The sequence below is a fragment of the Streptococcus sp. KHUD_015 genome (assembly GCF_051106265.1).
Lineage (GTDB): Bacteria > Bacillota > Bacilli > Lactobacillales > Streptococcaceae > Streptococcus.
On record NZ_CP193665.1, the window covers coordinates 1728826 to 1752200 of the forward strand.

Annotated in this window: 38 protein-coding genes; all 38 read right to left on the bottom strand. The window is 40.4% G+C overall.

Annotation, left to right across the window (positions count from 1 at the left end):
• Positions 1-2: 2 nt before the first annotated feature.
• Complete coding sequence (locus ACORHU_RS08055; protein ID WP_434364218.1) at positions 3-416, bottom strand: phage tail tube protein; 414 nt, start codon at positions 414-416, stop codon at positions 3-5.
• A 2-nt stretch (positions 417-418) separates the two neighbouring features.
• Positions 419-787 carry a hypothetical protein gene (locus ACORHU_RS08060; protein ID WP_420789787.1) on the bottom strand — a complete coding sequence of 123 codons (369 nt, stop codon included), beginning with the start codon at positions 785-787 and terminating at the stop codon, positions 419-421.
• Positions 784-1299, bottom strand: a complete 516-nt coding sequence (locus ACORHU_RS08065; protein WP_434364220.1) for an HK97-gp10 family putative phage morphogenesis protein — start codon at positions 1297-1299, stop codon at positions 784-786. Before ACORHU_RS08065 ends, ACORHU_RS08060 begins: the two co-directional genes overlap by 4 nt.
• Positions 1274-1612, bottom strand: a complete 339-nt coding sequence (locus tag ACORHU_RS08070) for a hypothetical protein (protein WP_434364222.1) — start codon at positions 1610-1612, stop codon at positions 1274-1276. The genes ACORHU_RS08065 and ACORHU_RS08070 overlap by 26 nt, the downstream gene beginning before the upstream one ends.
• Positions 1593-1904 (bottom strand): phage head-tail connector protein, encoded by a 312-nt coding sequence (locus tag ACORHU_RS08075; RefSeq protein ID WP_434364224.1) that lies wholly within the window; start codon positions 1902-1904, stop codon positions 1593-1595. The genes ACORHU_RS08070 and ACORHU_RS08075 overlap by 20 nt, the downstream gene beginning before the upstream one ends.
• Position 1905: 1 nt before the next feature.
• Positions 1906-2094, bottom strand: a complete 189-nt coding sequence (locus ACORHU_RS08080) for a hypothetical protein (RefSeq protein ID WP_434364226.1) — start codon at positions 2092-2094, stop codon at positions 1906-1908.
• The gene (locus ACORHU_RS08085; protein ID WP_434364228.1) at positions 2084-2266 is read right to left on the bottom strand and encodes a Rho termination factor N-terminal domain-containing protein; all 183 of its coding nucleotides are present in this window, start codon (positions 2264-2266) and stop codon (positions 2084-2086) included. Before ACORHU_RS08085 ends, ACORHU_RS08080 begins: the two co-directional genes overlap by 11 nt.
• An 11-nt stretch (positions 2267-2277) precedes the next feature.
• Positions 2278-3120: a N4-gp56 family major capsid protein gene (locus ACORHU_RS08090; RefSeq protein ID WP_061647140.1), complete on the bottom strand. Its 843-nt coding sequence runs from the start codon at positions 3118-3120 to the stop codon at positions 2278-2280.
• A gap of 4 nt (positions 3121-3124) precedes the next feature.
• A complete protein-coding gene (locus ACORHU_RS08095; RefSeq protein ID WP_434364231.1) occupies positions 3125-3709 on the bottom strand; it encodes a DUF4355 domain-containing protein in 585 nt (194 codons plus the stop codon).
• A 341-nt stretch (positions 3710-4050) separates the two neighbouring features.
• On the bottom strand, positions 4051-4338 hold the full coding sequence (locus ACORHU_RS08100) for a hypothetical protein (protein WP_434364233.1): 288 nt from the start codon (positions 4336-4338) through the stop codon (positions 4051-4053).
• Between the two features lie 54 nt (positions 4339-4392).
• Entirely contained in the window at positions 4393-4545 is a 153-nt protein-coding gene (locus ACORHU_RS08105; RefSeq protein WP_196314818.1) for a hypothetical protein, read from the bottom strand.
• Position 4546: 1 nt separating this feature from the next.
• Positions 4547-6175 (bottom strand): minor capsid protein, encoded by a 1629-nt coding sequence (locus ACORHU_RS08110; RefSeq protein ID WP_434364235.1) that lies wholly within the window; start codon positions 6173-6175, stop codon positions 4547-4549.
• Entirely contained in the window at positions 6084-7553 is a 1470-nt protein-coding gene (locus ACORHU_RS08115) for a phage portal protein (protein ID WP_434364237.1), read from the bottom strand. Before ACORHU_RS08115 ends, ACORHU_RS08110 begins: the two co-directional genes overlap by 92 nt.
• 11 nt (positions 7554-7564) lie before the next feature.
• A complete protein-coding gene (locus tag ACORHU_RS08120; RefSeq protein WP_434364239.1) occupies positions 7565-8746 on the bottom strand; it encodes a PBSX family phage terminase large subunit in 1182 nt (393 codons plus the stop codon).
• A gap of 22 nt (positions 8747-8768) precedes the next feature.
• Entirely contained in the window at positions 8769-9263 is a 495-nt protein-coding gene (locus tag ACORHU_RS08125; RefSeq protein ID WP_153195590.1) for a terminase small subunit, read from the bottom strand.
• Positions 9264-9350: 87 nt separating this feature from the next.
• The gene (locus ACORHU_RS08130; protein ID WP_434364241.1) at positions 9351-9479 is read right to left on the bottom strand and encodes a hypothetical protein; all 129 of its coding nucleotides are present in this window, start codon (positions 9477-9479) and stop codon (positions 9351-9353) included.
• Positions 9480-9676: 197 nt separating this feature from the next.
• A complete protein-coding gene (locus tag ACORHU_RS08135; RefSeq protein ID WP_434364243.1) occupies positions 9677-10102 on the bottom strand; it encodes a DUF1492 domain-containing protein in 426 nt (141 codons plus the stop codon).
• Positions 10103-10106: 4 nt separating this feature from the next.
• Positions 10107-10340, bottom strand: a complete 234-nt coding sequence (locus ACORHU_RS08140; protein ID WP_434364245.1) for a helix-turn-helix domain-containing protein — start codon at positions 10338-10340, stop codon at positions 10107-10109.
• Positions 10341-10416: 76 nt separating this feature from the next.
• Complete coding sequence (locus ACORHU_RS08145; protein ID WP_434364247.1) at positions 10417-10731, bottom strand: MazG-like family protein; 315 nt, start codon at positions 10729-10731, stop codon at positions 10417-10419.
• A gap of 8 nt (positions 10732-10739) precedes the next feature.
• Positions 10740-11195: a hypothetical protein gene (locus ACORHU_RS08150; RefSeq protein WP_434364248.1), complete on the bottom strand. Its 456-nt coding sequence runs from the start codon at positions 11193-11195 to the stop codon at positions 10740-10742.
• On the bottom strand, positions 11195-11455 hold the full coding sequence (locus ACORHU_RS08155) for a DUF1372 family protein (RefSeq protein ID WP_434364249.1): 261 nt from the start codon (positions 11453-11455) through the stop codon (positions 11195-11197). The genes ACORHU_RS08150 and ACORHU_RS08155 overlap by 1 nt, the downstream gene beginning before the upstream one ends.
• 2 nt (positions 11456-11457) lie before the next feature.
• Positions 11458-11811 carry a hypothetical protein gene (locus ACORHU_RS08160; protein WP_434364250.1) on the bottom strand — a complete coding sequence of 118 codons (354 nt, stop codon included), beginning with the start codon at positions 11809-11811 and terminating at the stop codon, positions 11458-11460.
• Positions 11811-12323: a DUF1642 domain-containing protein gene (locus ACORHU_RS08165; RefSeq protein ID WP_434364252.1), complete on the bottom strand. Its 513-nt coding sequence runs from the start codon at positions 12321-12323 to the stop codon at positions 11811-11813. Before ACORHU_RS08165 ends, ACORHU_RS08160 begins: the two co-directional genes overlap by 1 nt.
• Positions 12324-12507: 184 nt before the next feature.
• The gene (locus ACORHU_RS08170) at positions 12508-12723 is read right to left on the bottom strand and encodes a hypothetical protein (protein ID WP_434364254.1); all 216 of its coding nucleotides are present in this window, start codon (positions 12721-12723) and stop codon (positions 12508-12510) included.
• Complete coding sequence (locus ACORHU_RS08175; protein WP_434364255.1) at positions 12720-13118, bottom strand: RusA family crossover junction endodeoxyribonuclease; 399 nt, start codon at positions 13116-13118, stop codon at positions 12720-12722. The genes ACORHU_RS08170 and ACORHU_RS08175 overlap by 4 nt, the downstream gene beginning before the upstream one ends.
• 13 nt (positions 13119-13131) lie before the next feature.
• On the bottom strand, positions 13132-13329 hold the full coding sequence (locus tag ACORHU_RS08180) for a hypothetical protein (protein ID WP_434364256.1): 198 nt from the start codon (positions 13327-13329) through the stop codon (positions 13132-13134).
• A 301-nt stretch (positions 13330-13630) separates the two neighbouring features.
• Positions 13631-15907 (bottom strand): AAA family ATPase, encoded by a 2277-nt coding sequence (locus ACORHU_RS08185; RefSeq protein WP_434364257.1) that lies wholly within the window; start codon positions 15905-15907, stop codon positions 13631-13633.
• Between the two features lie 13 nt (positions 15908-15920).
• Complete coding sequence (locus ACORHU_RS08190) at positions 15921-17504, bottom strand: DEAD/DEAH box helicase (protein ID WP_434364259.1); 1584 nt, start codon at positions 17502-17504, stop codon at positions 15921-15923.
• A gap of 1 nt (position 17505) precedes the next feature.
• Positions 17506-18126, bottom strand: coding sequence for a hypothetical protein (locus ACORHU_RS08195; protein WP_434364261.1), 621 nt, complete (start codon positions 18124-18126; stop codon positions 17506-17508).
• Between the two features lie 10 nt (positions 18127-18136).
• The gene (locus ACORHU_RS08200; RefSeq protein WP_434364263.1) at positions 18137-18688 is read right to left on the bottom strand and encodes a hypothetical protein; all 552 of its coding nucleotides are present in this window, start codon (positions 18686-18688) and stop codon (positions 18137-18139) included.
• Between the two features lie 13 nt (positions 18689-18701).
• Positions 18702-19439 (bottom strand): hypothetical protein, encoded by a 738-nt coding sequence (locus tag ACORHU_RS08205; RefSeq protein WP_434364265.1) that lies wholly within the window; start codon positions 19437-19439, stop codon positions 18702-18704.
• A gap of 2 nt (positions 19440-19441) precedes the next feature.
• Positions 19442-19864 (bottom strand): hypothetical protein, encoded by a 423-nt coding sequence (locus tag ACORHU_RS08210; RefSeq protein ID WP_049515385.1) that lies wholly within the window; start codon positions 19862-19864, stop codon positions 19442-19444.
• A 45-nt stretch (positions 19865-19909) separates the two neighbouring features.
• A complete protein-coding gene (locus ACORHU_RS08215) occupies positions 19910-21025 on the bottom strand; it encodes an AAA family ATPase (protein ID WP_434364267.1) in 1116 nt (371 codons plus the stop codon).
• A complete protein-coding gene (locus ACORHU_RS08220; RefSeq protein ID WP_434364269.1) occupies positions 21025-21363 on the bottom strand; it encodes a hypothetical protein in 339 nt (112 codons plus the stop codon). The genes ACORHU_RS08215 and ACORHU_RS08220 overlap by 1 nt, the downstream gene beginning before the upstream one ends.
• A 19-nt stretch (positions 21364-21382) precedes the next feature.
• Entirely contained in the window at positions 21383-22663 is a 1281-nt protein-coding gene (locus ACORHU_RS08225) for an AAA family ATPase (protein ID WP_434364271.1), read from the bottom strand.
• Positions 22650-22877, bottom strand: a complete 228-nt coding sequence (locus tag ACORHU_RS08230) for a hypothetical protein (protein WP_434364273.1) — start codon at positions 22875-22877, stop codon at positions 22650-22652. Before ACORHU_RS08230 ends, ACORHU_RS08225 begins: the two co-directional genes overlap by 14 nt.
• Positions 22877-23068 carry a hypothetical protein gene (locus ACORHU_RS08235; RefSeq protein WP_081574882.1) on the bottom strand — a complete coding sequence of 64 codons (192 nt, stop codon included), beginning with the start codon at positions 23066-23068 and terminating at the stop codon, positions 22877-22879. Before ACORHU_RS08235 ends, ACORHU_RS08230 begins: the two co-directional genes overlap by 1 nt.
• Positions 23049-23375 carry a hypothetical protein gene (locus ACORHU_RS08240; protein ID WP_434364275.1) on the bottom strand — a complete coding sequence of 109 codons (327 nt, stop codon included), beginning with the start codon at positions 23373-23375 and terminating at the stop codon, positions 23049-23051. Before ACORHU_RS08240 ends, ACORHU_RS08235 begins: the two co-directional genes overlap by 20 nt.

A 23375-nucleotide genomic window follows, 5' to 3' on the forward strand; every position in this document is an offset into this window, starting at 1 on the left:
AATTAACCTCCAATTCCGTCTACAAATTCCAACTCTGACTGTAAAGCAATTTTAAGGGTGAACTCGATAACGGCATTGACACCGCCACCGCCAAGCTTAACAGATACTTGACCTTCAAAATGAACTTTAGTGTTGTCTGGGTAAGTTTGCTCAAAGAAAAGTTTTGTCTTGTTGTCTGCTGCCTTACGCAAAATACGATAAGGAGCAGTTGCGCTATCGTTTTTGTAAGAGAATTTATATTCCAATTCCCCTGCGTCACCGATACCGAACTCATATTTCTTAACTTTATCTTCCAAGGTTGTATTCTCAACCTTTTCAGGCTCAATACCAAACTCTGGTACTTCTTTCAACCCAGCAAGTTTAGTATAAGTTCCTTTAGCTGTACCATAAGCTAACGTAATTCCATTTGCTAACATGTTTAATTCTCCATTCTAAATTGAAAAACAAGCTCTGAGTGTAAATCAACGACACCTTCAAAACGCATGACCTTATGTCTCAAATGCGACGGGTCTGGCACGTCTTGGCAGTCGGTTCTTCGTAAACCTAAAGACTCAAAAATCTGATTGATTTTAACAGCTAACTCACTAGTGCTGGTATCATCAAAGATATCTACCTTGTAGCGGATAGATGATTTTTGTTCCTTGTCATCAAACCAATCACCGGGCTTGTTTTGTTCTTCCAAAAAAATAACGACTGGGAAATTCTCCCAATCGCTAGGATAAGTATCAGTCACATTATCTGCGACCTTTTGCAATTCTTTATAAATAACAGGCTTGATATTGATCATTTTATTTGTTCTCTTATCTTTCTACGGACATAATTCGAAATATTCTTAGACACACGCTCTTGATTGTCTCTCAAAGCTGGATAAAGATAAGGCTGGGCAGGTTGACCATACATCTTGTAGAACTCCCCAATCTTTTGAAAGTGGTAAGGTCCTATATCTATCTGGTCTTCATGCACATACCACGGGCTGGACCGATAAGACACGCTGACCTCTGGCGATATACCCGAATGGCTAGCTTGTCCTTTTGGCCCCGTTCCAAACTCAACATAAGGAGCATAGTGTAGATTTGTGTAAACCTCGCCTATAGCCTTATCTCCGTCCATTTTTACCCTAGTCTTGATACTATTTCTAAGTTCTCCATTGTTCCCTGGTGCAAGTCTTTTAGCATCAGCTTGGACAACCTTTTTAGCAGCATTGTGTACCGCACGTAAGACGATATCCTCACCAGCTTTTTTACTAGCTAACCGTCTACATTTAGCTATGAGCCTATCTGCCCCTAGTAGCTCTGACACGCTCTAACTCCAAAACTTGATGATGTGTGTATACCTTTTTAGAAATAACCCTGTGAGTCACTTCCGTCGGGCTATCGATACACACACCATCTTTCACTTTGATAGTAGCTGACTTGTTGGCATTTGCGTTCAAAATATCATTGACACGCTCGCCATACAATTCAGATTGTAACTTGCTACTAGCTGGCCACAATTCAAGGCGGACTGTATCAGCTTCCTTGGCATATCCTTCTTTTGCGACACCTTCCTCTGTAACAGTCTTTTCAAACCGTCGCATTGGATAAGGTTTCAGTCTACTCTGCTTCAAAAACATGGCCTGCCACCCTTGCTAGTCTGTGCATTCGTATACGCTGTAAAAGACCCGTAGACAGGCCGTTTTCTCCATAGACTACTGCTATACCACCCTCGGTTCTAGAATGCTCTCCTTCCGCTCCTGAGCGGTTATGAAGCTCAATAGCAACCTCAGGTATTAAGAGACTTAAAGCAGGTGTCAAAGATGTGCGATTAGTCTCTGATAAGATAAGATTTGTAGCCCTCGTTTGGAGCAACATGAGAAGCTGAGTATCTTCTTCGCCTGTTAAATTCTTCAGCAACTCTATAGACATATCAATCCTCTTCTAAGAACTCAGGCTCAGGGAGGAGTTCTTCAAGAACATCTGAGATAGCAACACCGTTGCTGGCAAAATTGTTAGCCAATTCAGCATAGCGCTCCTCAGTAATCTCAAGTTCCTCCCCTGCCAATCGTTTCACATTTGATTCCCAATCATAGAAATCTTGTTTGATTTTAAATTTCACTTTTTAAATCCTCCAACACCTCTACAATTTCGGCTTTTGTCAACTTATAGGTGCCAGCTATGCCAGCTTCTTTAGCTAGATTCTTTAACTCTTCTAAAGTCTTATTCTCTAAATCAGAATACTGGCCAGCTTGCTCCTCTTGGATATAATGACGTCGTAGCAATAAGCTCATATCGTCACCTCTTACTCACCGAATTTTACAACTCGTGTAGGGTCGTATAGGTAAACACCGTAATGTTCATCACCAGTGATAACCGTCGTCTTTTTAAGGATGTCACGGTCTGTTTCGATAGCCACATCACGTTTTAGCATGATAACAAACGCACCGTATTTGTTGGCATCGTCTGTCTGAGTCTGACTAGGAGAGACTTTGACGATAAAGCCTTTACCCTTTTCAACTTTCTTAGTACGCACGATTTGAACACCTCGTGTTTCTCCAAATGTACCAGAAACAACTGTATTCGCTCCTACTTCTGTGCCTGAAATCCATTCTTTCACAGTGTTAGCACGCAAATCAATGGCATCTGCTGGATTGATAAGAGCTACATATTTTGCATCTTCTTCATCGTCAAAAATAGCAAGTGCTTTATCAAGAGCTGCTCCTGTTGTTGGAGCTTCTGCAACGTGCTGTGTTGCAGTTTTAGCTACTGCGACCAAATCATCATCAATCTTGTTAGCAATAGCCAAACCAAGCTGGTAAGTCGCTTGTCCTAGTGGATCACCAAGACCTGACAAAAGGGCTTCATCGGTGATTTCATAACCTTTAGCAGCCTTTTTGATGGTCATAGTAGTCTTTTTAGTAGTCAATTGGTCTGGAGAAATAGCTTGACCTTCTCCAACCTCAGTCGCATCTCCTGCATACTCCCATGCTGGAACTGTTAGAGTGTTACCCGGTTGGCCTTGGAGTGCTGTTTCCACATAAGCCAGTGGAGTGAATTTAATCAATTTAGGTAGTTTAGCGGAAACCATGTCCGCCATTACTTCTGGGTTAACCATAGTGGCTAATTTAGTTTGTCCTGCTGTCATTTATTTAACCTTTCAATTTCTTATAGAGTTCTGGGTTCTTTTGATAGAGTTCATTTCGACTCTGATAACCCATACGAGCAAATTCTTCTTTTGTGATACCGTCGCTATCGACTGGTGCTTGTTTCATTGGGGCTCCGCCTTTTAGCTTTTCTTGTACGCCTTTTTGTACGGCTTGCTCCCATGATTTCTGCAATACTGCGACAGACTGCGATACCGTCTCTGCGCTTGTTAAATCAACTACATTTACTAACTCAACAGGTAAGTCACGTTCACTTAGCATTGCTCTAGCTTCTGCGGTTAATTCTTTACGAGCAATGGCCTTTTCACGGTCAGCAAGTTCTTGCTCACGCTGATCCAACTGATATTTCTGTTTCTCATCAGCGTTCATCTTAGCAAGCTTCTTAGCTTCGTTTTCCTTGGCTTCTTGCTCAGCTTCCCATTTAGAGCGCTCGGCAGATAGCATCTTACCGATTTCAGCACGAGTGAAAGTTCGTTCGTGCTTTTCTTCCTGCACTGTATCAACATTTTCTTGAGTGTCGACAGTCTCAGTTGATTCAGTAGATACAGTTGCATTGATTTCTTCTGACATAATTGTCCTCCAGCGATTACGTCGCCACTCGATAATCTCGCTTTACGTCCGGCGACGGAACAGTACAGCTTTTAATGTCATCGGTACAGTTTGGACAATATTAAAACCGTACGGGATTCCATACGGTTAGAGCATAAGAAAACCGCCTCGATTTCGATGCGGTTAGGTTATTTATTTTTCAATTGTTTCAGTTTCTTTCTGTATTCAATTCCGACTTTTAGAGTTGAAATCACTTCAAATAATTTAATTATTGCGAACAAAATTAACGCAAAAAATATAATCCAACCTAGTAAAATTGATACCCAATCCCAGATAAACATGTTTTTACTCCTTTCTATGCATCATTTTTGAGGCTTAGCATTCTTGTCCACCCATTCTTTGAAAGCATCAAAAGTATTCATGTTTTTAAGAGACAAATACTTTTCAACTTCTTCAATAGCTTTATCGACCGACTTGTCGTCAAAACAATAGCCATTACCCGATAAATCAAAAATTTTATTTTGTTTTTTCTTATCAACAATCCACAAATTTTTTCCAGTCCAAGCACTCTGTGGGTCATAACATTTCTTCGATTGTATCTCAAGTCCGTTATCTTCAATCAATTCTATCAATTTTTTATACTTGTTCATTAAAATTTCCTTTCTGAGTACGAAAAAAGCACTTAGATTTCTCTAGGTGCTTAATTAAATTGATTCTAGTTTTAATGTTTTGAGGTATTCTTCCCATTCACGGTCCAAGTCCTCAACAGTTTTATTCTTATTTCGTTCCTGGATGGCATCAAAATCAATGTTGTCATCTTCGCCTTCCGGCCAATCATAAATATCTTTTTTAGCCATATCATTCAATCCTTCCAAATTCAAAACCGAACACTTCGGATAATAATTCAAGAGTTTTTTCTTGTGCTACGCTCTCATTATACCCCAATTTTTTAAATTTATCAATTCGATTGACATATTGTTCTTGTGCACTGCGTGGAATCCTTTTGTTAGGTCTTGAATACCAATAAACACTTCCATCATGCCCTATAGTCAGACCATATTTTACAGTATTATTTTTATTCCGTTGTTGTAAGGAAGCAAAGTCACTGAGCGATGGAGGATAGCCAGACGGATGATTGTGAATCGAAATAAGACTTTGTTCAGATTGTTCTTTAAAAGCCCTTCTGACTTGGTCGTTATAAACTACACCTTTTGTCTTTCTGGCTTTATTTGATAGCGCAACAACTCTTCCTGTATCTGCATTAAGCAAATAGTAATCTTCAAATGGAGTTCCATTTCTATGCTGCAACATCTGTCTTGAAACTCTTGCGATAGGTTCGGATATATGTGAGGTCTTTGGGTGATTTTTTAGTTTGTCAACAAATTCATCACTTCGTACATAATCAAGATTCGCTCCAAACGGCCTACCACTTAGTTCTCGTTCTCGTGGTTCTGTAACATACTTGCTATACCACTCTTTATAAGTCATATCAGCAGGTACTAGCTCGGTCTTACCTGTTTCTGGATTCCTTGCTCTGCGCTTCAACTTGCTGTAATCTGCATCCTCATCGTATCCGACAGTAGTAGACCTACACCACGGATGCATAGGCGGACAATTGACACCAGGGACAGCCTTATCCCTATCATAGACCTGATTGTCATGCTCTTGGCAAATGCGTGATGTACGCTTGTCTAAAACGGCCACAAAGATATACTTTTCTATATCTGCTTCTTCATAGCTGAGTAGTTCCATCTGGTTATGAAAAAATGCCGATTCCGTCCGAACCAAACGCCTTGCATCATTCTGACCTACATTGAACCGCTCAGCAATTGCTTGTGCAGTTTCTCGTGTATCTCGGCCTGTCATGAGGCTCATAAGTAGTTCATCTTTTATGCTTGATGTAAGCTTCCCTGTATTCTTCCAGATGTCTGTAGAGTAGGTTCTTCCATCTCCTAACCAACTAAAAGACTGTAGATGTTTTATCTCGCTCTCAGGAAGCCCAGAAAAGCCATATGCCAGCCCTGTCTGCTGTTGCAGGTCAAAGGTAGCCTTGTAGTAGCTATCCTTCATCAGGTCGCTATAAAAGGCATCTGAGCCTGTCTTCTCCGAATGATAGATAGATTCACGCATACGATCTAAATCATCGCTCAAACGCTCTAAGCGCTTCATACGGAAAGAATAAGCTGGGCTGTCTAAGTCAGCCAGTAACCTTTGGATATTTGGGTCATTTGGTCTTGCTTCAAGAACCTTACGAAGTTCATTCAGGTCTTTCTTGTCCTTCATGTTCTTTAAGACTTGTCTAGCATCTACCTGACTTAAACCATAATCACGTTGGAATTTATCAAAAATCTTATTGATTTCCTTATCCAAGTAAATCTTAGCTTCTTGATAGACCTTATCGAACTTGTCTGCCTGCTTTTCGGCCTTGTCCATCTGCTGGTAAATCAGATTGGCTTTCCGCCTCGCCCAATACTCCTGATTCTTCATCCTCTACCTCATCTTCGGGTTTCGTATTGTCTTGGTTAAACATCGGCATGTCTTCCATGTTCTTCTTTTTCTCTTCTTCCAAGGCTTCCAGTTCAGCGTCAGGATCTTCCACAAACGGCAAAAGAGAAATAAGCTGTCTATTGGTCACTTTACCTTCCAAGTTGTTCACAATCTGAGAGATTTCCAGTAAGTTCTTAGGTAAACCACGGCTGAACTGCGGAACGATTGAATGAGACTCTAAAGCAATCTGCTTCATGCCCAAGTAATGAGCAAAAATTGCAATCCGCTGACGCAATCCACGCTTGTAGTTTGCTTCCTTGGTCTTCGTAATCATCTCAAGGCCCATTAGCTTGAATTCCATAGCTACGCCTGACGTATTGCCTGCGAAGTTCTCATCAGTCAAGTTAGGCACATGGCTGAATGTGTAGATATCCTCTTTCAGAGCTGTGCGCAAGATTTCAGTAGCACTTTCATCCAGCGTGTTCTTCAAGAACTCAGCTCTTGCACTATCGCCCGGCAATTCCAAAAGACCTTCTTCAGAAAGAATCTTCATCGCTACCTTGGCATCTTCTGGTGTGTCTGCTAACTGCGTGCCATACAAGACTAGGATAGACTCTACTGCCTGCTCCTTATCATTGACACGGTTACCCATCAAGGAATTATAAGCATCTATCAAGCTAATCTGTTGCTCATAGTCTCCAATAGCAAAGTGATTGTTGCGATACTCGATAATCGGGATTTGGCCAAGATTATGAGGTGTTGCCTCTTCAATCTGAGATATTCCTGAATCTGTACTTCTTAGCACCATGTGATAATGCAGATTCTCAGTAAAGACCTCTGCCTGGTACTTAGTAGTATCTTTCGTATCATCTTTGACTTGATAGTAATAGACCGCAAACAAAGGCTTCCGCTCAATGCTATCATCGTAGACCATGAAAGTATTTTCTGGATCAATACTAGTTGAGTCCAACTCAGTCAATCCCTCTTTAGCATAGATGTACTCATAAGCACGACCATAGATAGCCATGTTCAAAGCATTCTGCGCATCTACTTGGTCAATCTCAGCGCCATCAAAAGCTGTAAGTAGTTCATTGATGTCACCTTCAGCAGTGTTATTGTACTTGATAGGATTGCCCATAAAATAGCCTGTAGCCGTGTCTGCGATATCCTTGGCATGATTGGCCACTGTCTTATAATTGGGTGCGTTCTCGTTTCGTCTCTTGTGAGCTAAGATAGCATGCTCACCCATGTAGTAGCTTTTAAGCTTCTTCAATCGTGAGCCTTCAGTGCTATGTTTCGTTATCAATTTGTAAATCAGGTCTTTCTTCAAAGAACCCTCATCATATCCATCTCGTGGATAGGTTAAATATTGGTACATGTCTTTCCTCTCTATAGACCATAATCAGAACGTCTGCGGACGGTTGCTTTAGGTTGTGAATGTTGCGAGTAAATCGCATAACGCACCGCATCTAGCACGTCATCATTCTCTTTCACTGGCTCGCCTGTCTTTTCATTCCAGATGTATTGATAGACCTCATCTTTGAACTTACTGACCTTGTTTGATACAACAAAAAAGCGCCCAGCTTTCATCAGCTTAGCTACTTCTTCAATACCAGACAAGACTGCTTTATTAGCGTTAAACGTCTTTAATTGCTCTCTTTGAAATCTTGCAACGTGTTCAGGTCGTGCGCTATCTGCCCAGAACGTAATATTCCCGTATCGTTCCTTGATATTCTTAGCGAGGTCTACCCAAAAGTCAATCTCTTTGTATTGATGAGCGTGTTCCTCTAAAATACAAACTGAACCGTCCGAGGTCTCTCCAATGACTACAATAGAGCCAAAGTGTTCATATCCCCAGTCAACACCAGCGTAGACCTTTGCAATGTCTTCTGGTACATTATCTACAAACATATTCTCGCTAAAATCACGATAGACGACGCCCTCGCCAGTCACCCACAGACCAAGAATATCTCTATCATAAAATACACCAGCCGGTGTGGCATTCTTGATATTCTCGCGGTATCTATCAGACATGAATGTATTATCATCTAGCTTGAAATGAAAGTCTATGATCATATCGTCACCAGAGTTGATATAATCCCGTCTAAGCCAATGCGTCGGGATGTCTGGGTTACTATCCCAAACAATCCGTGCGCCCTCTCCTGAACAACGTGAGATGATTTCCTTGAACACCTGTTCATTAGCAAGAGACGCCTCGTTTACATAAGCTCCAAATGCAGTAAAACCACGGGCTCTCTTTAAACCAGAAATCGAACCAGTATAGACCTGAACCACTTTAACACCACAAAGGGTAAAAGCTCCATGCTTATCGTATTTAGGTTCAATATCAAACATGTTATACAATTCCTGAATGATATTATTTTGTATCGATGTCGAAGATGTCCCAGCTAAGATATACATCGGCTCATCTATGTTTAATCTATCCGCTGTTTCTCTCACTCGTGCAATCTCATTCATGAAGACCATGTTGTTTAGAACAGTTTTACCTGAACGTTTTGCACCGTGAAGACCACAAATAAAGAAATCATCGTTCAATACTCGTGTAAGCACTTCTTCTTGTCGTTTCGTAAATTTATTTGTCGTCAAAAGCACCTCTCAAAGCCTTAGCAAATTCTATCAGCTTATCGTCTTGTTCATTATCCACACCGATTTGTGATTTAAGTTTTTCTATCTCAAGTTCTAGTTTTTCAGCTTGTTTAGCAGTCGGATAACGCTTCAATATCTCAGCTATTGCTTTGATAACTGTGTTATTATCTGCTTTTTTTGTAACTCTATCAACTTCTCCAGTGACAGGGTTCATCATCAAGACTTCCTCAAGTCGCTTTCCTCTTGCAATGTCCGAGAGAATTGAAAGAGCCTCTTTAGCGCTCAAAATGTTTTCATCATGCATCTTTTCGGTTTCGGTTTGTATAAACGTTTTAATGCTTGCATTTTCTAGCAATTTACTAGCTGTTGTCTTAGCATACGCTTCACTATAACCTGCGAATATTGCGGATTGATAGACATTTCCAGTCCTCAAATACTCGCTCGCAAACATCTTTTGTCTTTGATTTAACCCAATGTCCATCACCACCTTTCAAATAATCAAAAAAAGCCACACGATGTGCGACCTTCCTGCAAGGCGACTACTACCTTGCGTGTTAATTACGTTAGATTATTTATAAACAACAATATACGTCGGTTTATTCTTAATCATTACAGGTTCTTTGATACACAACAATTCTTTTACAGTTTTCGCAAATTGTTTCGCATCTTCCAAGTTATTGAACATTGCTTGTTTCATTTAAAACACCTCGTTGTGAAATACAATATTAACGGCGATGTCCGGAATCGAACCAAAAAAATACATAGGAGAGAAATTACTTTACGCCTGTCACCGCCATGTGAGGCCGAAGCCTCGAAAAATATAATAAAATATAAGGAGTCATCAGTGCGCTTACCGCATTCAGCTGATAATACTATTTTAGCAGATTAGAATTATCATTTACTATCGTTGTTATCAAACATTTTAGACATTTTATCTAACGCTCTATCTCTTGCTCGTTGTACTGTAGCATTGCTGCAATTCAATCTTATCTGTATCTCAGACCATGATAGACAATCGATATAAAGCAACCGCATTACAAGATTCTCAATCGGTTCCTTTAGGTTCTCAATCGCTCTTACAAGTTCCTCTTGTTCTTTATATTCACGCTCAATCTCCTGATATATTTCATCGATACGATCAATAGCTTTGATATTCATTTCTTCGGTGCGATTATCATTGCTCTGAGATTTCGGCATACTGTCAAAATTCTGGCCTTTCATAATACCAGACCTTAGATTGATAATTTCACAATGAAGAGATTGAATTTTAACATTCTTGAATTTTAGTTTCTTGAGTTCTTTCTCGATAGTTCTCTGCACCCTATCACCCCTCTCCTAAAAAAATATTCATCGGCAGATTGAAATAAGTAGCTACATCTTCCACGTTATACATATCAGGCGCTGTTTTCAAACACTCCCAATTCGATATCGTTGCAATTGAATAGCCTAGTTTGTTTTCTAGTTCTTTCAAAGTAAGCTTGTTATCTTTGCGTTTTTGTCTTAACATAAACGCAAACCGCTCACATTGTTTTCTTGTTAGTGGTTTTTCATAATCCATTCTCCATCTCCTAAATCAACCAGTCTAGGTTCTTGCGTGCTTTCTTCAGGTCTTCAATACCGTTTGTTTTTTTCATTTACAAATCCTCCTCTTTGACGAACGAGCCGTCTACCATCTTGCCTTTCCTGTCTTTAATCTCATTCCAAGCCATCTGGAAGCACTCAGCGATAGACCAACCTTTCTGCTGACAGTAGATGGTCAGCACTACCAAAATATCACCCACGGCATCCTTGCCCTCATCATCTCGTTTCTTGAGATGTGCCTGCGCCAATTCGCCTGCTTCTTCAAATAACTTCAATGCCTGAGCCGTGCTATTGTCAGGATTGTCTAACCCTCTATCTTTCGCCCAATGCTCAACATGATGTGCTAATAATTCCATATTTGTTGTCATGATAACTCCTATCTTTTCGTTAATCTTGGTAAAATTTCATTCACGATGAATATATAATTTGGTGCAAGAGTTACTTTTAAAATAATTGCAACAACTAATGTTATCAAGCTTGCGCTCGATGAAATGCAACTAATTTTTATCGGTAATTTTAAATCCTTTCTTTTTCGTTCAATGCGTTCTAATTTAACTTCTTCTTCACTTTTACCTTTACATTCGTACCTGTAGACAAAACCACCATCATAAGTGAAATATATGATAGTTAAAACTGCTAAAACCACTGATGAGACAACCAGTATTGCAATCGAAATAGTTTGAAAAAGGCTGAAGATATCATAAAACATCTTTTCTTTAAGAAGCTGTTCGTAAATCTGTGGTGCATTCCCTTTAAATGTTGTAAGTAAAGAACTTACTTCATCTACTGTCATATTTAGCATTTTTGCTAAAGCTTGTAAAATATCGTCCATTATAACATCACCTCATCCCCAACTTTTACTTTATCGTATTGCTCTCTAGTGACTACAAAAATTCCATAATCTCTGATAGTCACTGTGTACAGCTTGCCATGCCGTCCTTTCTCGACAACCTTGCCAAATACCTCAGCGCCTGCGTTATCTGCCTTATAGATAACCATCGGCTTCTTCTCTTCCAAATCTCGAATCCTGTCCATCTGCCAGATGTTTAGTCCAGCAGACAGAAGAATCCATATAGCTATGAATCGTTTCATGTTCACTCCCTGTAATTATTGTAAATTTCAATAGCTGGAATTGATTCATTATCAATAGCAGAAGTAATTATTAGCTCGTTTCCAACTTTTTTTCGAAATTCTAGCAACTCCTCTATCGAATTGATTTCGATAAAATGCCCCTCTGCACCGTTCGGGAATTCTCTTTGTATTCGACCTCTAGACGTTTTATGATTAACTCCTTCAGAAAGCCAATTGCCTTCTATCCTAGAAAATCGCTCATCATATTCTTCAAATGTCGAACAGCCTCTAACTTCTATTTTTGTGTATTTTTTAATCACGGCGTTAGGGATTTGATTTTCAACCCACCCGCTTGTGCTTGTCAGTAAAAATTCCATCACTCAACCTCCTCAATCTCAATCCCTGGGCAATCGAATACCCAGTCGAAGTCCGCTTCTTCGAGTTCTTTTCGGGTGTGGGAATATATAGCATTGTTTAAACTAAAGCTTTTTGTAAAGTAATACCTTTCCAAAAGTTCTCCATAAACCAACATATTTTCTTTAATATTCCCTTTAATCTTAACCAAATACCTCTTCTCTTCCTCGACTTCGTAGCCGAAAATCCAAGCGAGTGCGAATGTTTCTTGATTATCTGCCCATTGCAGCCACTTTTTAATCTCGGTATTTTCTTCAAAGATACTCATTGCTCCAAATAGAGAACGCCCAATATTTTTTGAATGCGTTATCCAATCAGCCACAAACTGCGGAACTTTGACTTTTTCTGGTTCGTCTAGTTGTTCGATTGATGTAATTGCAATTTCGGTCGGGATGGCTTTGATTTCAGTACCAAAAATGTTCAAACTGTAAATCCCAACTTCTCTAAACTCTTTAATCAATTCCTGTACATTCATCTTCCAACTCCTTTATTCTCTTCTTCCAGTTTTTCACTCTCTTTTTAAGCAAGTCACGTTCCTCGGACCTGCTAAAAGCAAGCGATTTGACACACGGCTCAGATAGTTCCACTATTCTTGCCTCTGTCTGCTCTATTGTACGTTTCAGTCCTTCAATGACTGTCTGTTTGCTATATTCCATGCTTTATCCTGCTTGTTTTTCTAGCCAGTTAAAGAGCAATCCGAACTGCTCTGTCACTAGTTCATCATCATTGTATTGCTTGCAAATTTCGCTAATCGATGACACCACCCATAACCAATAAGCATCTGAACCAAAACCGACCTCTTGGCTCTTCTGATTGCTGCGCGCCATCCATTCTGGAATAACTCTGCTAAAGAAATCAATATAATTGATTTTCATGGCAATTCCTCAATCTTGATATATATCCCAACTGTGTCAGCCCAGAACTTCTCGACAATCTCGCTGGCCACTTGTGCATCGTCTTGCCAATATCCAAGTTTCGTCATGCAATCCTTGAGCAACTTCTGCAGATTGTCTGTATCTGGCTTTGTGGTCTTGTACTGACCATCATAGCTTTTTTTGATACGAGGAAAGCACCACTTGACCGTCAGTCGAACTGCTCCTTTAAATTTATCAGGAGGCACATGTTGCGCAAGCAAGCTCTCAAATTTTGCTCTGGCATTTTTCAGATCCTCTGGCTCATAAAAGATTGGCTTACCAAATCTCGTGTTTACCTTTTTCTGTTGATGAGTTGTTGTCGGTATTTTTTCCATCGGTAAAAAGAATTCAATCATTTTTACCTCTTTGCTAATCTGATACAACTATAGCAATTACACGACCATCATCAAAGAATTTGAATTCCGTTTTGATAATTTCATAATCATCATTTTCTAACTCTCCAATATACTCATTGATGTCTTCTTGGAATTCCTCAATAGCTGTTTCGGTATTTTCGAGGTCAAAGTCAGCCTCACTAAATTTACTTTTAAAAATATCTACATACATTTTTATTTCACCTTTCTAATTTTACATGTTTTTGTTTGTTATAATTTTGCGCCCTTTGCAAAAGATGAGACAAAGGATAAAGGGGCAGGACTTACAGCCCCTTTTCCTTTTCTCTTTTGCTTTTACGAAGGAAAAGTCCTTTTATAACCTTGAATAAGGTTATTACCTTAATTTTTCTAGAAAAAATTGTAACTTTTTCCTATTTTTCCAGATTTGACAGGAAAAGAAAAATACACAGTTTTTTCTATTTTGAGAAAAGAAAAAGTTAGAACTTTTCTAAAGAATTCTTTGTAACTTTTTCCTATTTTTCCTTTTCTTTTATAGTGAAAACAATACCGTTTTTGATGTCAAAACTTTCATGTTCTTCAACATAATTTTCCACTGTCTTTTTACTTTTCACTCCAAAATATTCTTGAATTTCTTCCACGGTCACTGGTGAAACTCCATCAAAAAGTGCACTATACGCCGTCTCGAGTTTCTTGTTCCGTTCCTTTAAGTTTTCCTCTTTAGATTTTCGACCTCCTCTTGCATTGGCTGCTGCTTTCTTCATATAACTGTTACTCTCCTCCACCTGTATATCTGCTAACACGCCTGATTCATCAAGTGTATGTACTGGATAGCTGAACCACATGTTCACTGGCTTGAATTTGGCAAACTCTCGGAGCGTACCCTCAACACGCCATGCAGTTGCTATCTGAATCTTGTTGCGAGCTTCTTCGAGCTTGTCTACATACGGAGCGCGAGCCATGACATCAGGAATGCCTTTTTCAAAGTGCGTTCTCATCTGCGCTGGGCTCAAGAGGTCATCTAGTCCTACATTTTGTTGATAATAGGCATTATTTCGCTCTTGCAAAGCCTGTTTATATACTTCACACGCTGCTTGATTCAGTCTTTGAGTAAGCAATTCTTCTGATACTTCTAGCTCTACTAAGTCAATGAGCGCGTCAGGATCTCGAGCAAATACACCAGAGCCACTGGCACGGTCCATGGACTTCTTGCCACCTTGAGAACCCTTTGAGTGGTGGTGACAGTAGATAACACTAGATCCTAACTCTGTTGCTACCTTGTCGAATTGGTTCGTAAAGTGTGCCATCTGGTCTGCGCTGTTCTCGTCTCCAGTCAATACTTTATAGATTGGGTCGATGATAACTGCGATATAGTTCTTTTTCAAAGCTCGACGGATGAGTTTGGGCGCTAGCTTGTCCATCGGTACCGTTTTTCCGCGAAGATTCCAAATATCAATGTTATTGATGTTCTGCGGTGCTAACTTCATCGCTTGATAAACATCACGAAAGCGATGTAAAGCAGACGGACGGTCTAATTCCAGATTGACGTATAGCACACGTCCTTGGGTACAATTCCAGCCGAGCCAATCCTTACCCTCTGCGATTGCAATAGACATCTCGATTAATGCGAATGACTTACCAGCCTTAGACGGTCCAGCAATCAGCATCTTATGACCTTGACGAAGGACACCTTTTATCAACTCAGGAGCTAACTCTGGCAAGTTATCCCAACTATCGGCCAATCCTTCAGGGTCAGGTAAATCATCGTTCAAATCTTCGATGTATTGATACCACTCGTCCCAGTCAACCTTACCAATGTTAGTATCTACCAAAAATTGCTTCTGACCATTTCGGATGAACCCTGGCATACGTGATAGCCTGCTTGGATTTCTGTTTTGTGTATCAACGACTATTCCGTTCTTCTGGCAAATCTTGTAAAGATAATCAACTCTATTACGGTATTCTTCGTAGTTCTTGGCATCTACTTTGACGATGGCATGTAGTGACTTGTTTCCGCTATGCACCAAAGCAACAATCGGTAATTCAAGTTCTTTGTAAATGGCGTTTTGCTTATCGATTGGCATACTGTCGGATTCAACCAGAGCGTATCTGAAATCTGTCACATTTTCATTTTTTGCGCCCTTTCCATCCATCGGATTGAATCGAACCCATGCGCCAGCTTCTTCGTGATAGTCACCCAGCACTGCTCCAATATCTCCATTACATTTACTAAGAGCTTCAATCAATTGCCCAGCAGTCCGGTCATAAGCTCCCTTAGTTGGCAGCCATTTGACAATCTCGCCTGTTTCATCGTCAGTCTTTGGATAGCATTCAGTAACGTACCCAACATTTTCACTGGCCTCGAAGAGTGTTTCAAGGTATTTGATAATCTCCTGAACCGGGTTCCAAATAGTTGGCTCATGGATTTCCTTACCTTCAATCCAGTCTTTATCAATAACACGATAATCACGGTCTATTGTATCGGTCCAGCCTAATTCATGTGCATTCTCGCTATCGTAGCTGGATTGCGACACCCAGCCATTTTCTTTAGCAAGTTGGGTAATCGTCGCACCAGTCACAATAGTTCCTGCTTGTTCGTTGAAAGTATCCCATTTCTTGAAACACTCAAATTTCTTGTATCGGCTATCATTTTGTGACCAGTTATCCCAGTCGGATGCTGTATATCCTTCATGTTTAAGAGCCATACCGACATTGACCCACGTCTGATAATCTACCGTGGCAGGATTGATGTAATCCAACAACGGCAACAAATTAAAATCATTCTCTGCCACTATCTCCTCCTTCTTAATTTAGTACATATTCAGCTGGTCGCACGCTTGTTGGAACTCTCCAACCATTAGCTGCTATGCGATTAATCATATTTTTAGCTTCTTCGAATGGCCACATTCCCACATCTTTGAAACCATATCTTTCGAGCAATCTAATTTGTTTAGGTGTTGTTAAACCTTCCGCTTGTCGCTTGTGTAATCTATCTAAATATAAAGCAGCCTTTCCAGCATTCGCGATTTCGTCAGGAAGTATGCCGTATTTCTCAAGAGCTTTAATTTGCTTATCACTAGCAGGTGCCATCTCCCATCCAAAGTTAGGTACGTAGTTTGATAAATCTTCAGCATGGATAGACATTTCAAATTGCAATGGATCCACTAATTTGCGTTTACGCTTACGCATTTCTTCCAATTGTTTGGCCAAAGCTTCCTCGCGTTGAGCGACTACGTCTTCTGCAGCCTTGACTTCCATATCTTCAAGGTCAAGCATTACACCAGTTTGCTCTTCCATGTTCTCAACCATTTTTTGAGCTACTTCTGGAGTTTCACAAATCAAGTGAGCTGGTCGGCATAGCTCGTGTCGTTCAGTATGCCAAAGAAAATCCAGTAAGAGTAGTTCTTCTTTTCCTTGATGCAAACGAGTACCACGCCCCACCATCTGGCTATATAAGGCACGTACCTTAGTAGGTCTTAGCACAACTACACAGTCTACTGATGGACAATCCCACCCTTCAGTCAATAACATCGAATTACAAAGCACATTGTAGCGGTCTTTTTCAAAATCTTCTAAAATTTCGGCACGGTCCTTGGACTCTCCATTGACTTCAGCAGCACGAAATCCTTTTGCGTTTAGGATATCGCGAAACTTCTGCGAGGTCTTTACCAATGGCAAGAATACAACCGTCTTGCGGTCTGCACATTGCTTGACCATTTCATCTGCTATCTGTTCTAAGTATGGATCTAATGCCGTTCCGATATCGCTAGCCTTGAAATCACCTGCCGACATGCTGACATTTGATAAATCCAAGCTGAGCGGAATTGTCAAAGCCTTGATTTTAGATAAGTATCCTTCTTTGATAGCTTGTACCAGCGAATATTCATAAGCGAGACTGTCAAAGTAGGAACCAAGGTTGCGCATATCAGATCTATCTGGCGTTGCTGTTACGCCGAGAACATTAGCAACATCGAAATATTTCATTACTTTCATATATCCATCAGACAAAATATGATGAGCCTCATCGACAATAATCACATCCCAGTAATCTTTAGGGAATTGATTTAAACGTTTGTCACGTTGTAATGTTTGCACTGAACCAACTGAAACCCTGCACCAAGAGCCTATAGCTGTACTATCAGCTTTTTCCAACGCAGTCTTTAAGCCTGTAATTTTAAATAATTTATCAGAAGCTTGTTCCAACAATTCTGTTCTGTGTGCTAAAATTAAAACCCTTTTTCCTTGCTTAACCATTTCTTCAGCTAATTTAGTAAAAACCACAGTCTTACCACAGCCCGTCGGAAGAACCAACAAAGTGCGCTTTCTGCCGTTGTCCCATTCCTTCTGAATAGAGTTAATACTTTCCTGTTGATACTTTCTTAATTCCATATCAAACACCTCTTTGAGGAGTTTGAGCTATTTTATCTATAGACCAACCTCTATCCAATCTGTGTTGTAATGCAGAATAGCTAATTCCGATTTTTCTGGCAAATTCAGCCATGGTGTAAGTGCTATTTTCGAAAGTGATTATTCTGTTATTTCGAACATTATTTGCTTGAATGATACCATCCACCCATCTACAATTAGATGGTTCATAATTACCATTAACATCTATCCTATCAATAGATAAGTTATCAGAGTATCCATTAGACAACGCCCAATCTCTAAAAGTATTGTAGTCGTTCCATTCATCGCATATTTTAATACCTCGACCGCCATATCGTTTGTAATCAGAACGATTGGGATTGTTGCAACGTTGGCGCATATTCTTCCATGTCTGATATAAACGTTCTTTATTACTTTTGCCGTGTATCTTTTTTTTACATCCGCAACTAACGGTGTGGCCAGATAACAAAGAATCAGATTTTACAGTTATATTTTTACCGCATTTGCATTCACATTCCCATTTAACGACTGGTTTCTTGCCGCCCCCTTTATCGGGGGAACGGCGAAGAACTTTCAAGAAACCGAATCGTTTGGAGGTCAAGTCATTTCTTAACTTACCTGCCATCCCTTACCTCCTAGAATTGCCCAGCTTGGTATCCAGCTTGTGGTTGTTGCGCAAAATTCGGCTGCTGTGTTTGCTGGTAGCTTCCTTGTGTAACTTGTCCTGGTTGTTGGTTCAATACTTTTGTGTAATCAACATCTTCAGGATAGAGCATGGACTTAACTTCGTTATAATTATTTTCCTTGTATTGTCGAGTTCCGACTTTACATACACCAGTTGCACCGATGATGGTGTTCCAGTTCATGCGAAGTGGTTCGCCTTTTTTCTTTTGGCCAATTGCAGCAAAGAAAGCAGACAGCATTCCTTCAGTTGAGCTGTGTAAGAATAGGTTGTGACGCAGTTCTGTTTCACCTTCGTTAGCTACGATTTTGATGCTGACGATAGCCTTGTTACACGCTGGCAATTTCCCGGGATTTTGTGGATTTGGCGTGTGTCGTGTACGCTCCATACCGATTACTGTAAAGTGGTATAAACCGTCAGGTAGTAGGACGTATTCCGAGTCTTTTTCAATCGTATCTTCCCATCCAAATTCGCGTTCAAAGTTGTTGTATTGTTGTTGTGTCATGTTGTTTTTCTCCTTATGCTAAAATTGTGATTTTATCGTTGTTTGCAAGTTCATTTTTTAAATAATCTGAGATGTTTTTAACAGCATCTAATTTCCATTTGCCGCCGTCCGCTTCAAAGAGAGCTAGATTTGCTGATTTGTTAACTCTGAACACAAACTGACTTGCTGGTTGTTCTACTTCGTTGAAGGTACGATATGGTCGTAAGGTTACTGGATTTGGAGTCTTAGCCTGTGCTAGACTTGCTACACCATCACGAACAGTCACCGTTTGTGTAACGCCGTTATCTTGAGCCTCTGCTCCTTTTTCGATTTTTAAGTGACTAGCAAAATCTAAAACTAGATTGCGATCTGCATCATTGATAAACATAGATTGCAACATAATATTAAACTCTTCCTGATTACACCAATTACTAAAGGGAATAACTGGAACAGATGCCTTTACAGATACAAGTTGAGGACGTTTGCCATATTCAACATCGACTTGATCATACACAGAAACTCTTTGATAACTTTCTACCACCACTACAAGTCTACGGCTACCGATAAAATCGTTATCTGACTTGAGATAGTCAACTAAACTTTTGAGTGTTTGAAGCTCAAGAATCGGCGCATATTTGCGAGGTCTAAGCTCTCTGAAGTCATGCTTATTGATGTCAAAATATTCCTTTCCGTTTGATGAAGAAATAATTTTATTTTCTTTTTCTGCTAATTCAACTGCATAAGATAATGCTTCTTTAAGATTTTCTGTCATGGTTAGTTACCTGCTTTCTTTTTGTTGTAATCAATAATATTTGTATTTTGTTGTTCGACTTTTTCGATAAGTTCCCCAGTATCTGTTCTCATATCACCATTGTCATCAAAGTAGGTTTGACCAGGGATACCACTTTTAAGTTCATTAGCGTGGATTTTACCAGCATCATCACGACCGACAATGACAGTTGTTGCGACACCTTTCTGCGGTGCCAAAGTAGATTTGACTTCCATACCTGTCTTAACGACAGTACGTTCATCATCTGTTGACATCGTTAGCGTGATAGTAACCTTACGAGTTGCCTTAGCTTCCGTATTTGGATCCAGGATGTTATCAAGGACTTTTTCTAACTCTTTATCAACCTTCTCTTGTAAGGCTGTATTCGCAATTTTCGATAAGTCGATTTTAATTGTTTTATCTTTCATAGATACCTCTTGTTATATCTTGCTATAATTTCTAATTCCCAAAATCTACACCGTGAAGGGCAATTCTGGTTCTTTTCTAACTTGATTTTCAATAACTTCCACAGTTGCTTGCCAATGAGCGACAATCATATCCCAGTAATCCGTCGGGAAGCTTTCAATAGGAGTCCCTAGTGGAAAATGCCCGCGAATGTAAGCGACTTTTTGAAGTTCTTCTTCTGTCACGTTCCCTTGCGCCATGAGGTCTGTCAAACTCTTTGGCAAGTTCGTGTGATATTGCTCAGGTGGTGTCTGTGGCGTGCTAGGAGCTTCATTTTGAGGTTTTTCGGCTACCTGCGACATATCGAGAGGCAATTCTTCTTGAACTTGCTCAGGGGTTTGTTGTACGGTCTGCTGGGGTGCTGGAGCTACTGGAGTTTTTTGTGGAATAGGTTGCGTTTGTTGACTCGCAAAGATATGAGCGATTCCAGCGTAATGAAATGGCATTTCGTCAGGTAACCCATGACGGTTCTTAGCATCCCAAGCCGGCCGATGGTTGGTATACATCACACGCTCACCGCCTTGGGCTTTTTTCTTGCCATTATCAGTCGTCATGACCAAGGTCTTGTAATTGGCAAATAGAACCATGTCTGCCCATTCTTTTACAAGCGGTGCGGTTTTAGACCCTGTCTTTTGACCAAGCTTCAACTCGTACCGATCATAGGAACCCATTTCATCAGGTTGTTCGAATTTCTTAATCTGAGCGTGCGCAGTTAATACCACGTTGATACCCATATCTACCAAGTCAGACAAGTTATTCAAGAAACGTCCCATCTCTTCTTGGACATAAGTGTACCCCTTGCCCCAGCCAAAATCTTCAATACCTTGCTTTCCATGTTGAGAGCAGATGTAATTAACTGCCATGGATTCCGCCCAGTCAATTGTGTCGATGACGAGAGTCCTACATTCTGTCGGATTAGCCTTAATGAAGGCAATTTCATTGATCAACATGGTCCAGCTGGTCGGCTTGTCTAATCGTGCTACATCCATGTTATCAGTCGAGCCTTCCGTGTCGATGAAGACCGCATTTGGAAATTCAGCAGCAAATGTGGACTTGCCAATTCCTTCCGGACCGTAGATAACTACCTTTTGAGCTCGCGCCCGTTTTCCTCTTGTGATTTGCATTATTCACCTCTAAAAATTCCTTCTACTAGCGAGCGTAAAAATTTTTCTTTATTGATATCATCAACATTCTGAAGCGGTTCGTTAGGTTCTTTTCCGTCTAATGTTTCAATTAAGAATTCAGCTTTTACACGAAGTAACTCGGCTTCAAAAATACGAGCCATTCCTTTGTATCTATTTTCTTCTTTAATCAAGTAATCTTCTGGAATAATTAAAGCATCGTTTACACATTCTACCCAGCTTGCTTCATAAGCTAGACGACCTGTCCGATTTTTATAATCTGATAAAAAATATCCTGTTTTTTTGTCACGTAATACGATAAAAGTTTTTTGCTGTTTCATGATTGTTCTCCTTTAATTTTTAAAATCCACCTTGCCATGTTTTAGGTGCTTGTGTCACTTCTGGCTTCACGCTATACCCGTCTTCAATCAGGATGCTACATTCATCTCCTGTTGATACACGAGTCGCGATTGCTTGCAATCCTTCCTGCTCAAGCCATGAACCAAATTCTTGCAAAGTCTGCTGATCCATTTGCTCCAGCTTATCAATCAACACAAAGCCACATTCTGGCTTCAATTTACGCACGATTGCAGTCGCTACCTGTAGTTGCTGACTACCAGACATGTTATCCCAGCGCTGGCCAAGATAGAGCAATTCGCCATCATCCACGGACAAACCAGGCAACGGCAAATCTGCATTGGTGAGCAAGTCTGTCTTCTGTTTGCGGATGTCAGCAATAACAAGGTCTAATTCACGATATTGCTCGCGATAGCCCTTGGCATCTTCTTCTGCTTTATCCTTGTCCAGATTAGCACGCACTTTACGATTGATTTCGTCAATCTCTGCGATGTTGTTTTCAATCTCCTCAGTTGATTCATCGAGAAGGTCCATGGCATCGGTATTCGCGATAGCCAAGTCTTGAGCTAACTGACTTTCTTTTGCTTTTGCGTCAGCCAGCAATTGCTCCAGTCGTTCGACCTCTGCAGTTGCTGAAGCGTGTTGTGCTTGGATAGATACCAAGTTTTGACGCTTACGAGCATTCTCGCCATTCTTAGCAAGGATAGTTTGTTGCTGCTGAATAAGCTCAGCGATAGAGACTAATTCTTTCGGTGCGTCTGGGTAGTACGGTTGTTCTTTTGCGAACTTCTCCTTTTGGTCAGCAATCACACCGATTGCGTGGCGCTCGTCATACTTGGCCTTTTCTTGCATTTCCAGTTCAGCCAACTGCGGGCCAACTCCGATGATTTGTAACAGAGTTTTAGCCTTTTCTTTGCTGGTCTGCTCCATGAATTTTGGTAAGTTGATAGCTAGTTCTTCCACAAAGCTATCCAGCAAGTTTTGCCCAGCCTTGTTACCACTTGGGTCAATGACTTTGAGAGTGCTATTCTTTCCGCTACGCTCCACAATCAGGCCATTTGACAGCGTGATTTTCAAACTTGGCGGGATTGTACTTCCTTCGCGCTGTGCTTGGCTAGGTTTGTACTTGTTGCCTCCTAGCGCCCAAGCAATCGCGTCCAGCACGCTTGTTTTCCCTTGGTTGTTATTTCCACCGACAATGGTTAAACCAGTCGCTGATGGCTCTAATTTGACCGCTTTAACGCGCTTGACGTTTTCGATTTCTAGTTTATTAATCGTTACCATCTTTTTCTCCTCCAACTCTTAAAGATTTGACAGGTATTTGAATCTCTTCAACTTCCGCATATTCAAGAGCAAAATCAAGTAGCTGGTTTAAAACGTCAATTAATTTCATATCGCACTCATTCGCGATGTCTATAATACGCTCATAGTGTTCGCGAGCTACTCTGATACGTGGTGTTGGTTCTTGTGTTCCTTTGGTTTTATATTTTCTGTTCATTATTTTCTCCTTAGTTTTAATTGGAAATTCTCTGCTTCTAATCTTTTTCTTAAAGATTGTTCTTGTTGCAATCGTTTCTTGAGATCATCGATTTCATGTTGCATATGCGCCATCATTTCAAGGTCACGCATTTTCTCTCTACGCTTGCAAGTGGATAAATCCCATGCTTGTCTATCCCATACGATTTGCATATCGTGCTCTCCGTGGCTCTGGTAACGCTAGAGGTTCTGGTCGCAATCCTACAGGCGGTTCATTGTCAAATGTGAATCCAGGGAACTCTCTACGAATATTCTTGCGAATTTCTTGGCGCTGTGCCTCTCTACCACGTTCGTATGCATGGTTGTACCCTTGGATAATCATAGACGCAAATTCTTGCTCTTCTCGTCTTTCTTCTTCCTCGCGTTTTTCTTGCAATTTGATATGACGACAAATTCCCACAAATCCAATCAGCAAACCTCCTACTCCCATTAATTGATTTAAAATCGGTGGTTCAAACAT

Coding starts and splice junctions, on each gene's coding strand:
- ACORHU_RS08075 (WP_434364224.1), bottom strand. CDS start 1,904: ATGTCTATAGAGTTGCTGAAGAATTTAACAGGCGAAGAAGATACTCAG.
- ACORHU_RS08175 (WP_434364255.1), bottom strand. CDS start 13,118: ATGATTGAATTCTTTTTACCGATGGAAAAAATACCGACAACAACTCAT.
- ACORHU_RS08110 (WP_434364235.1), bottom strand. CDS start 6,175: ATGAAGAATCAGGAGTATTGGGCGAGGCGGAAAGCCAATCTGATTTAC.
- ACORHU_RS08100 (WP_434364233.1), bottom strand. CDS start 4,338: ATGAACAAGTATAAAAAATTGATAGAATTGATTGAAGATAACGGACTT.
- ACORHU_RS08115 (WP_434364237.1), bottom strand. CDS start 7,553: ATGTACCAATATTTAACCTATCCACGAGATGGATATGATGAGGGTTCT.
- ACORHU_RS08125 (WP_153195590.1), bottom strand. CDS start 9,263: ATGGACATTGGGTTAAATCAAAGACAAAAGATGTTTGCGAGCGAGTAT.
- ACORHU_RS08165 (WP_434364252.1), bottom strand. CDS start 12,323: ATGAATGTACAGGAATTGATTAAAGAGTTTAGAGAAGTTGGGATTTAC.
- ACORHU_RS08060 (WP_420789787.1), bottom strand. CDS start 787: ATGATCAATATCAAGCCTGTTATTTATAAAGAATTGCAAAAGGTCGCA.
- ACORHU_RS08155 (WP_434364249.1), bottom strand. CDS start 11,455: ATGAAACGATTCATAGCTATATGGATTCTTCTGTCTGCTGGACTAAAC.
- ACORHU_RS08160 (WP_434364250.1), bottom strand. CDS start 11,811: ATGGAATTTTTACTGACAAGCACAAGCGGGTGGGTTGAAAATCAAATC.
- ACORHU_RS08200 (WP_434364263.1), bottom strand. CDS start 18,688: ATGACACAACAACAATACAACAACTTTGAACGCGAATTTGGATGGGAA.
- ACORHU_RS08130 (WP_434364241.1), bottom strand. CDS start 9,479: ATGAAACAAGCAATGTTCAATAACTTGGAAGATGCGAAACAATTTGCG.
- ACORHU_RS08240 (WP_434364275.1), bottom strand. CDS start 23,375: ATGTTTGAACCACCGATTTTAAATCAATTAATGGGAGTAGGAGGTTTG.
- ACORHU_RS08095 (WP_434364231.1), bottom strand. CDS start 3,709: ATGTCAGAAGAAATCAATGCAACTGTATCTACTGAATCAACTGAGACT.
- ACORHU_RS08055 (WP_434364218.1), bottom strand. CDS start 416: ATGTTAGCAAATGGAATTACGTTAGCTTATGGTACAGCTAAAGGAACT.
- ACORHU_RS08150 (WP_434364248.1), bottom strand. CDS start 11,195: ATGGACGATATTTTACAAGCTTTAGCAAAAATGCTAAATATGACAGTA.
- ACORHU_RS08145 (WP_434364247.1), bottom strand. CDS start 10,731: ATGACAACAAATATGGAATTATTAGCACATCATGTTGAGCATTGGGCG.
- ACORHU_RS08220 (WP_434364269.1), bottom strand. CDS start 21,363: ATGAAACAGCAAAAAACTTTTATCGTATTACGTGACAAAAAAACAGGA.
- ACORHU_RS08070 (WP_434364222.1), bottom strand. CDS start 1,612: ATGTTTTTGAAGCAGAGTAGACTGAAACCTTATCCAATGCGACGGTTT.
- ACORHU_RS08105 (WP_196314818.1), bottom strand. CDS start 4,545: ATGGCTAAAAAAGATATTTATGATTGGCCGGAAGGCGAAGATGACAAC.
- ACORHU_RS08210 (WP_049515385.1), bottom strand. CDS start 19,864: ATGAAAGATAAAACAATTAAAATCGACTTATCGAAAATTGCGAATACA.
- ACORHU_RS08170 (WP_434364254.1), bottom strand. CDS start 12,723: ATGAAAATCAATTATATTGATTTCTTTAGCAGAGTTATTCCAGAATGG.
- ACORHU_RS08180 (WP_434364256.1), bottom strand. CDS start 13,329: ATGTATGTAGATATTTTTAAAAGTAAATTTAGTGAGGCTGACTTTGAC.
- ACORHU_RS08085 (WP_434364228.1), bottom strand. CDS start 2,266: ATGAGCTTATTGCTACGACGTCATTATATCCAAGAGGAGCAAGCTGGC.
- ACORHU_RS08225 (WP_434364271.1), bottom strand. CDS start 22,663: ATGGTAACGATTAATAAACTAGAAATCGAAAACGTCAAGCGCGTTAAA.
- ACORHU_RS08140 (WP_434364245.1), bottom strand. CDS start 10,340: ATGGATTATGAAAAACCACTAACAAGAAAACAATGTGAGCGGTTTGCG.
- ACORHU_RS08205 (WP_434364265.1), bottom strand. CDS start 19,439: ATGACAGAAAATCTTAAAGAAGCATTATCTTATGCAGTTGAATTAGCA.
- ACORHU_RS08230 (WP_434364273.1), bottom strand. CDS start 22,877: ATGAACAGAAAATATAAAACCAAAGGAACACAAGAACCAACACCACGT.
- ACORHU_RS08235 (WP_081574882.1), bottom strand. CDS start 23,068: ATGCAAATCGTATGGGATAGACAAGCATGGGATTTATCCACTTGCAAG.
- ACORHU_RS08195 (WP_434364261.1), bottom strand. CDS start 18,126: ATGGCAGGTAAGTTAAGAAATGACTTGACCTCCAAACGATTCGGTTTC.
- ACORHU_RS08190 (WP_434364259.1), bottom strand. CDS start 17,504: ATGGAATTAAGAAAGTATCAACAGGAAAGTATTAACTCTATTCAGAAG.
- ACORHU_RS08215 (WP_434364267.1), bottom strand. CDS start 21,025: ATGCAAATCACAAGAGGAAAACGGGCGCGAGCTCAAAAGGTAGTTATC.
- ACORHU_RS08090 (WP_061647140.1), bottom strand. CDS start 3,120: ATGACAGCAGGACAAACTAAATTAGCCACTATGGTTAACCCAGAAGTA.